The sequence below is a fragment of the Betaproteobacteria bacterium genome (assembly GCA_016791345.1).
In the GTDB taxonomy this organism is placed as follows: domain Bacteria; phylum Pseudomonadota; class Gammaproteobacteria; order Burkholderiales; family JAEUMW01; genus JAEUMW01.
The window spans coordinates 1-7,751 of the sequence record JAEUMW010000179.1; the positions used below are offsets into that span (position 1 = coordinate 1).

Below are 7,751 nucleotides of genomic sequence, written 5' to 3' on the forward strand. Positions count from 1 at the left end.
GCGCCGATCGCCGCCGGATCGCGCTGCAGGGTGAGGTCCGGATCGGCGTAGCGCCCGGGAAGCGTCAGCGTGTCGTGCAGGTGATCGAGGAAGGCCTGTGCGATCTCCTGCGTGCTCGGTGCCCGAAATCCGATCGAGTACGTCGTGCAGGTGTCGACGGCGACGCCGTCATGCGCGTAGCTCGGCGGCAGATAAAGCATGTCACCCGGTTCCAGGACCCACTCCTCGTCCGGCACGAAATTCCGCAGGATCTTGAGTGGCGCGCCCGGCACGAGTTCCAGATCGCGCTGCGCGCTCACGCGCCAGCGTCGGTGCCCGCTTCCCTGCAGGAGGAAGACGTCGTAGGAATCGAAGTGCGGTCCCACTCCACCGCCCGGTGGCGCGAGACTCACCATGACGTCGTCGAGGCGTGCGAACGGCACGAACGAGAACTCGCGCATGAGACGGTCGGCCGCCGGCAGCAGATGATTCAGTTCCTGCACGAGCAGCGTCCAGTTGCGCGGCGGGAGCGATTCCAGATCGCGGCGGCGGAACGGGCCCGGACGCACTTCCCAGCGTCTGCCCCGGCGCAGGACGAGGCGCGAGGGCACCTCGTCGCGCGATGCAGCCTCGAACAGGCCGCGACGATCGATGAGGCCCTGAAACCCCGGCACCGCGCCGCGCACGAGCAACGGTCGCTTGTGCCAATGGTCGCGCAGGAACGCGCGGTACGAAAGATTTCCCAGCAGCGGGCTCGACACGACTGACCTACGCGAAGGCCGCGCTGCGGGGATCGCGCCGACTCTCCGCTTGCGCGCCGGGGAAATGCGTTAGAATCCGCCGAGTCTCGTCCCGGAGCGCACGATGCTTCAGGTTGGTACAGCAGCACCCGCCTTCGACTTGCCCGATGCGGATCTCGAGACGGTGAGTCTCGCGAGCTTCCGCGACAAGCGCAGTGTCGTGCTGTACTTCTACCCGAAGGACGACACGCCGGGTTGCACCATCGAGTCGATCGACTTCAGCGATCTCCAGGATGCGTTCGAGAAGCTGGAGACGGTCGTGCTCGGCGTGAGCAGGGATGATTGCGTGAGCCACGGCAGCTTCCGCGACAAGCACGGCCTCAGCGTACGGCTCCTCGCCGACACCGAAGGCGAGGTGTGCAAAGCCTACGACGTGCTGGTCGAGAAGGAGTCCGACGGGCGCAAGCGCATCGGCATATTGCGCTCGACCTTCGTCATCGATCGGCAGGGCGTGCTGCAGCACGTGATGTACGGCGTGAACGCGCGCGGTCACGCCGCGGAAGTGCTGGCGCTGCTGCAGAAGCCGGCCTGAGCGCCGGCCGACCTTCCTTCCACCGACACTGGACGCGCCGTTCACGCGCGCCCACGGAGACCCGAGATGCGCATCTCTTCGAACACCGTCGTCTCGCTCGAATACGAGCTGTTCGACACTGCGGGCGAGCTGATCGAAAGCTCGCGCACCCCGATCTCCTACCTGCACGGCGGCTACGGCGGCATGTTCCCGCTGGTGGAGGAATCGCTCGCCGGCCGCGTCGAAGGCGACAAGGTGGAGGTGGAGCTCGAACCGGACGAGGCGTTCGGCGACTACGACGAAACGCTGGTGCGGCTCGAACCCCGCGACCGCTTCCCGGAGGAACTCAAGGTCGGCATGCAGTTCGAGGGGCGCGCGGAAGGCAAGGACGACGCGCACGTCTTCACCGTTACCGACATCACCGACGAGAAGGTCGTCGTCGATGGCAACCATCCACTCGCCGGACGCAGTCTCGTCTTCGCCTGCACCGTCGCCTCGGTGCGCCCGGCAACCCGTGACGAGATCCAGCACCGGCACGCACACGGGCCCGGCGGTCATCACCACCACTGAACGGCGCGTCCCCTGCCTTGCCAGGGGTACGGGGAATTGTCCGCCCATTTCGCCAGCTCGCCTCGACTTCGTGCAACGCTGCGTCATCCCAGCTCCCGCCTCAACCGGTACAGCAGGTCGAGCGCATCGCGCGGCGTGAGCTGATCGGGATCGACGTCGCGCAGTTGCTCGACGACGGGGTGTGCTGGCGCCTCCGGTACCACCGATGACGGCGCGCTGAAAAGATCGCCCTGCGGATGGCGCGCCGCGCTCTCCTCCTCCAGCTTCGCGAGATAGCGCCGCGCGCTGCGGATCACGGTGGCCGGAATGCCCGCGAGCTGCGCCACCTGAATGCCGTAGCTCTGCGATGCAGGCCCCTCTTCCACGCTGTGCAGGAAGACGATCGAGTCCTTGTGCTCGACCGCATCCAGATGCACGTTCGCCGCCTGCCGATATTCCTCGACCAGCTGCGTGAGCTGGAAATAGTGCGTGGCGAACAGCGTGTACGCGCGATTGCGATCGAGCAGGTGACGCGCGATCGCCCAGGCGAGCGCGAGCCCGTCGAAGGTCGACGTGCCGCGGCCGATCTCGTCCATCAGCACGAGGCTTTGTTCGGTCGCGTGATGCAGGATGTTCGCCGATTCCGTCATCTCCACCATGAAGGTCGAGCGCCCGCCGGCGAGATCGTCGGCGGCGCCGATGCGCGTGAAAATGCGGTCGATCGGCGCGAGCAGCGCGCGCCGCGCCGGGACGAACGCGCCGCAGTGCGCGAGCAGCGCGATCAACGCGACCTGCCGCATATAAGTCGACTTGCCGCCCATGTTCGGCCCGGTGATGAGCAGGAGCCGGCGCCCCGGATTGAGCCGCGTGTCGTTGGCGATGAACGCCTCGACCTGCTGCTCCACCACCGGATGGCGACCGCCCTCGATCTCGATCACGGGTTGATCCGTGAACGTTGGCGCGGTGAGATCGAGGGTGACGGCGCGCTCGGCGAAAGTCGCGACGAGATCCAGCTCCGAGAGGCCGCGCGCGAGCCCCTGCAGTGTGGGGACCTGCGGTGAGAGCGTTTCGAGCAGCTGCTCGTAGAGGAGTCGCTCACGCGCGAGTGCACGCTCCTGAGCGGACAGCGCCTTGTCCTCGAACGTCTTCAGTTCCGGCGTGATGTAGCGCTCGGCGTTCTTCAGGGTCTGACGGCGGCGGTAGTCGTCCGGCACGCGTTGAGCGTTGGCGTGCGTGACCTCGATGTAGAAGCCGTGCACGCGGTTGAACTCGACCTTCAGATTGGCGATGCCGGTGCGCGCTCTCTCACGCGCTTCGAGGTCGAGCAGGAAGTCGCCGCAGTTCTGTTCGATCGCGCGCAGTTCGTCGAGCTCGCGATCGAAGCCGAGCGCGATGACACCGCCGTCGCGCACCTGCGCCGCCGGCTCGGGCGCGATGGCAGCGACGAGCCGTGCATACACCTCGGCGCGCGGCGCCACCGCCTCGCACACACGCACGAGGGCGGCGGTGTTCAGAGCGTCCAGGCTCGTCACCAGTGCGGGCAGCGCGCCGAGCGTATCGCGCAGCGCCGCGAGATCGCGCGGTCGCGCCGACTTGAGCGCGATGCGCGCCGTGATGCGCTCGACATCGCAGCATTGCGCTAGCTGCGAGCGCAGCTCCGCGAATGGTGCCGTGCCCCCCTCCCCGACCAGCGTGGCGACGGCCTCCATGCGTTCGGACAAGTGCGCACGGTCGCGCAGTGGGTGGTGCAGCGTATGCCGCAGCAGGCGACTGCCCATGCTCGTCGCGCAGGTGTCGAGCAGCGACAGCAGGGTCGGCGCACGCTCGCCGCGCAGCGTTTCGGTAAGCTCGAGATTGCGCCGTGTCGCCGCATCGAGGTGGATGTAAGCCGACTCCCCTTCCAGCTCGATGCCGGTCACGTGCACGAGCGCCGTGCCCTGCGTCGAAGCAGCGTATTCGAGCAGCGCGCCAGCGGCAGCAACCGCGGGTCCGGGCTCCGTGATGCCGAAGCCGGCGAGGTCACGGGTGCCGAACTGGACGCTAAGCGAACGCGCAGCGCGCTCCTCGTCGAAGTGCCACGGCGGCAGCGTCTTCACCGTGGCGCGCGACGTTGCGTTGGGAGGCAAGGCATCGCCCTCCGCGATCAGGATCTCCGCCGGCTGCAGACGCTCCAGCTCGGCAGCGAGATCACCGCTTCGCACTTCGCGCACCTTGAGTGCACCCGACGCCAGGTTGAGGACGGCGATGCCGAGCACGCGCTCGCGCCTGTGCAGCGCGGCGAGCAGGCAGTCGCGCTTCTCGTCGAGCAGGCCGGCGTCGGTGAGCGTGCCCGGCGTGACGATGCGCACGACCTTGCGTTCCACCGGCCCCTTCGCGGTGGCCGGGTCGCCGATCTGCTCGCAGATGGCCACCGACTCGCCGAGCCGCACGAGTCTCCCCAGGTATTGTTCGACTGCGTGAAACGGCACGCCCGCCATCGGGATCGGCTGCCCGGCCGAGGCCCCGCGTGCCGTCAGCGTGATGTCGAGCAGTCGCGACGCGCGAAGGGCGTCGTCGTAGAAGAGCTCGTAGAAGTCGCCCATGCGGTAGAACAGCAGCATGTCCGGATGCTGCGCCTTGAGGCGCAGGTACTGCTGCATCATCGGGGTGTGTCCGGCTTCCGCGGCGGGCGCGGATGCGTGCGGGCCAGCACCACCCTGCGCCACCAATGCAGCTTCCTCTGGCGCGCGCCGGTTCAACGGTCAGCCGGCTTGCGGCGGATTCCCGGCCGGGCTCGGCTGCGCGCGCAACGCCGGCGTCAGGTGCGGCGCGATCAACTGGACGAGTTGCACGAACACGCGCGGGTTGCCCGCGACGATGTGCCCGGATTCCAGATGGCGGTTCTCGCCTTCGAGATCGCCCACGAGGCCGCCCGCTTCGGTGATCAGCAACGCACCAGCAGCGATGTCCCAGGGCTTGAGCCCGATCTCGAAGAAGGCGTCGTAGCGACCCGAGGCCACGTAGGCGAGATCGAGCGCGGCCGAGCCGGGGCGTCGCAGGCCGGCGGTCGTCGTCACCAGGTCGCGGAAGATCGCCATGTAGGCGTCGATGTGGGAGAACTCGCGATACGGGAATCCCGTGCCGACGAGCGACCCCTTGAGGCGCGTGCGGCGACTCACGCGCAACCGCCGGTCGTTGAGATAGGCACCGCTGCCGCGGCTGGCCGTGAAGAGCTCGTTGCGGGAGGGATCGTAGACGACCGCCTGCGACAGCACGCCGCGCTCGGCGAGCGCGATCGACACCGAATATTGCGGCAGCCCGTGCAGGAAATTGGTGGTGCCATCGAGGGGATCGATGATCCAGACGTAATCTGACGCGCCGGTGCGCCCGCTCTCCTCTGCTAGAATCGCGTGCCTCGGATAGGCTTCGTGCAGCACGTCGATGATCGCGGCCTCCGCCGCGCGGTCGATCTCCGTGACGAAGTCATTGCAGCTCTTGTCCTGCACCGCTATGCGGTCGAGATCGCCGCTGGCGCGATTGATCAGGGCGCCGGCGCGGCGCGCGGCTTTCACCGCGGTGTTGAGCATCGGGTGCATGGGAATCGGCGGGAACGGGCGGAAATGGAAAGCGCAGATTCTATTATGAGCGGCGCACCGTTGCTCGACCGGGTCCGCGTCGTCCTCTGCGACACGACGCATCCGGGCAATATCGGCGCGGCTGCGCGGGCGCTGAAGACGATGGGTCTCACGCGGCTCTATCTCGTCGCACCGCGCCACTTTCCCGACGCGGAAGCGGACGCCCGCGCCTCGAACGCGCGCGACGTGCTGGAGCGTGCGCAAGTCTGCGAGAGCCTCGAACACGCGCTGTACGGCACGGTGTTCGCCGCCGCGCTCACCGCGCGCAGCCGTGAGCTCGGTCAGCCGACACTCGCGCCGCGCGCGGCGGCACCCCTGCTGCTCGCCGAAGCGCAGGCCGGCGATGTCGCGCTCGTCTTCGGGCGCGAATCGAGCGGACTCACGCGCGAGCAGGTGAATCTCTGCCAGCGCATCCTGCACATCCCGGCGAATCCCGAGTACTCGTCCCTCAACCTGGCCGCCGCCGTGCAGATCATGACCTACGAACTGCGCGTGGCGGCCGGCGCCGGCGGCCTGCCTGAGAGCGAGGTGCACGAGCCGGCGACGTTCGAGGAGGTGGAAGCCTTCCACCTGCATCTGGACGAGGTGATGCGCGAGACCGGTTTCCTCGATCCGCGCAAGCCGCGGCGGTTGTCGCAGCGGATGCGACGCCTCTTCACGCGCGCGCGCCTGGAAAAGGAGGAAGTGTCGCTGCTGCGCGGGTTGCTCAAGGCGATGCAGGCGCAGCGCGAGGCGGACTAGAATTGCGGGTCAAGCTGACTTTTCCGCACTGCAATGCTCGATCGCCTCAAGGAAGAAATCGCCGTCGTCTTCGACCGCGACCCGGCCGCCCGCAGCACCTGGGAGGTCATCACCTGCTATCCCGGCTTTCACGCGATGCTGTTCCACCGCCTGGCGAGCCGTCTCTGGCGCGCGGGATTCAAGCTGCCGGCGCGCTTCGTCTCGCACATCGGACGCTGGCTGACCGGGATCGAGATCCACCCCGGCGCGCGCATCGGCCGCCGTTTCTTCATCGACCACGGCATGGGTGTGGTGATCGGCGAGACCGCCGAGATCGGTGACGACTGCACGCTCTATCACGGCGTCACCCTGGGCGGCACCTCCTGGAAACAGGGCAAGCGCCATCCGACCCTGGGCAAAGGCGTCATCGTCGGCGCCGGCGCCAAGATCCTCGGCCCGATTCTGATCGGGGACGGCGCCAAGATCGGCTCCAACGCCGTGGTGGTGAAGGAAGTGCCGCCGGGCGCCACCGCCGTGGGCATTCCCGCACGCATCGTGGACGAGCGCATGGCCGCGGAGCAGATTGCGGGCTTCCCGGCCTACGCCGTGAGCGGCGACATGAACGACCCGATGGTCAAGGCGATGCACCAGATGATCGACCATACGGTCGAGACCGATCACCGCATCGAATACATCCTGGCCCAGTTGAAGCGCTTGGGCGTCCCCGTCGAAGACGAAAAAGCGACTGCCGACAAGTTCGACGCGAACTACCTCAATCGAATTGTTGACTAAGTTGTCCGGTAATCGAAAAGTCGAAAAGATTCGTCGGGATAGGAGGCCACCGACTGTTTCGTGTCGACTCCACGTGGAGGCAGAAAATGCGCTTGACGACGAAGGGGCGGTTTGCCGTAACAGCGATGATGGATCTGGCCATGCGCACCGGAAACGGCCCGATCACCCTGGCGGACATCTCGGAGCGACAGCAGATCTCGCTCTCCTACCTCGAGCAGCTCTTCGGCAGACTGCGCCGGCACGGACTGGTGTCCAGCGTGCGCGGGCCCGGCGGCGGTTACCGGCTGGCGAAGGCCCTGCCGCAGATCACCGTCGCGGACATCATCCAGGCGGTCGACGAGCCGATCGATGCGACCGGCTGCCACGGCCTGCAGAACTGCAAGGACGACCAGAAGTGCCTGACCCACGACCTGTGGGAGAACCTGAACAAGGTCATCTTCGACTACCTGCATTCGGTCAGCCTCGACGACCTGGCCCGTGGCGAAGGCAACGGTCAGATTGTTGCCCTCCAGCGCCGCGAGCGCTCCGAGGCCGAAATCCAGCACGCGATACCCGGTCTGCCGGTGTGATTCGCGCCCCACGGTGACGCCGGTCTACCTCGACCACAACGCGACCACGCCGATCGCCGAGCCGGTGTTCGAGGCGATGCTGCCGTTCCTGCGGCAGCACTATGGCAACGCCGCGAGCCGTCACGGCTTCGGCACCACCGCCCTGCGTGCGGTCGACCGCGCCCGCCAGCAGGTCGCAGCGGCCGTCTCGGTTCAACCTTCCCAGGTCATCTTCACG

9 protein-coding genes are annotated in these 7,751 nt (G+C 67.4%); 6 read left to right on the forward strand and 3 right to left on the reverse strand.

Annotated features, from left to right (window positions below):
- A partial coding sequence (locus JNK68_06950; GenBank protein ID MBL8540094.1) for a cupin domain-containing protein occupies positions 1 to 740 on the reverse strand: 740 nt, incomplete at its 3' end.
- 103 nt (positions 741 to 843) lie between these two features.
- On the opposite strand from JNK68_06950, the gene JNK68_06955 reads away from it, so the two are divergent.
- Both JNK68_06955 and JNK68_06960 read left to right on the forward strand, forming a co-directional pair.
- Complete coding sequence (locus JNK68_06955; protein ID MBL8540095.1) at positions 844 to 1,311, forward strand: peroxiredoxin; 468 nt, start codon at positions 844 to 846, stop codon at positions 1,309 to 1,311.
- A 66-nt stretch (positions 1,312 to 1,377) separates the two neighbouring features.
- Complete coding sequence (locus JNK68_06960) at positions 1,378 to 1,860, forward strand: peptidylprolyl isomerase (GenBank protein MBL8540096.1); 483 nt, start codon at positions 1,378 to 1,380, stop codon at positions 1,858 to 1,860.
- 83 nt (positions 1,861 to 1,943) lie between these two features.
- On the opposite strand, the gene mutS is transcribed toward JNK68_06960, so the two are convergent.
- The gene (gene mutS, locus JNK68_06965; GenBank protein ID MBL8540097.1) at positions 1,944 to 4,481 is read right to left on the reverse strand and encodes a DNA mismatch repair protein MutS; all 2,538 of its coding nucleotides are present in this window, start codon (positions 4,479 to 4,481) and stop codon (positions 1,944 to 1,946) included.
- 99 nt (positions 4,482 to 4,580) lie between these two features.
- Positions 4,581 to 5,414 (reverse strand): inositol monophosphatase, encoded by an 834-nt coding sequence (locus JNK68_06970; GenBank protein MBL8540098.1) that lies wholly within the window; start codon positions 5,412 to 5,414, stop codon positions 4,581 to 4,583.
- 45 nt (positions 5,415 to 5,459) lie between these two features.
- Here JNK68_06970 and JNK68_06975 point away from each other — a divergent pair, with 45 nt between their 5' ends.
- From JNK68_06975 to JNK68_06990, 4 genes are all read left to right on the forward strand, one after another.
- Complete coding sequence (locus tag JNK68_06975; protein ID MBL8540099.1) at positions 5,460 to 6,194, forward strand: RNA methyltransferase; 735 nt, start codon at positions 5,460 to 5,462, stop codon at positions 6,192 to 6,194.
- 33 nt (positions 6,195 to 6,227) lie between these two features.
- A complete protein-coding gene (gene cysE / locus JNK68_06980) occupies positions 6,228 to 6,965 on the forward strand; it encodes a serine O-acetyltransferase (protein MBL8540100.1) in 738 nt (245 codons plus the stop codon).
- Positions 6,966 to 7,051: 86 nt separating this feature from the next.
- Complete coding sequence (iscR, locus tag JNK68_06985; GenBank protein ID MBL8540101.1) at positions 7,052 to 7,534, forward strand: Fe-S cluster assembly transcriptional regulator IscR; 483 nt, start codon at positions 7,052 to 7,054, stop codon at positions 7,532 to 7,534.
- 13 nt (positions 7,535 to 7,547) lie between these two features.
- Positions 7,548 to 7,751 (forward strand): aminotransferase class V-fold PLP-dependent enzyme (locus JNK68_06990; protein MBL8540102.1); only part of this gene is annotated, 204 nt, incomplete at its 3' end.

What these genes read in the sequence shown, in the direction of transcription:
- JNK68_06975 (MBL8540099.1), top strand. Translation starts at nt 5,460, where the DNA reads ATGAGCGGCGCACCGTTGCTCGACCGGGTCCGCGTCGTCCTCTGCGAC.
- iscR (MBL8540101.1), top strand. Translation starts at nt 7,052, where the DNA reads ATGCGCTTGACGACGAAGGGGCGGTTTGCCGTAACAGCGATGATGGAT.
- JNK68_06955 (MBL8540095.1), top strand. Translation starts at nt 844, where the DNA reads ATGCTTCAGGTTGGTACAGCAGCACCCGCCTTCGACTTGCCCGATGCG.
- JNK68_06970 (MBL8540098.1), bottom strand. Translation starts at nt 5,414, where the DNA reads ATGCACCCGATGCTCAACACCGCGGTGAAAGCCGCGCGCCGCGCCGGC.
- JNK68_06960 (MBL8540096.1), top strand. Translation starts at nt 1,378, where the DNA reads ATGCGCATCTCTTCGAACACCGTCGTCTCGCTCGAATACGAGCTGTTC.
- mutS (MBL8540097.1), bottom strand. Translation starts at nt 4,481, where the DNA reads ATGATGCAGCAGTACCTGCGCCTCAAGGCGCAGCATCCGGACATGCTG.
- cysE (MBL8540100.1), top strand. Translation starts at nt 6,228, where the DNA reads ATGCTCGATCGCCTCAAGGAAGAAATCGCCGTCGTCTTCGACCGCGAC.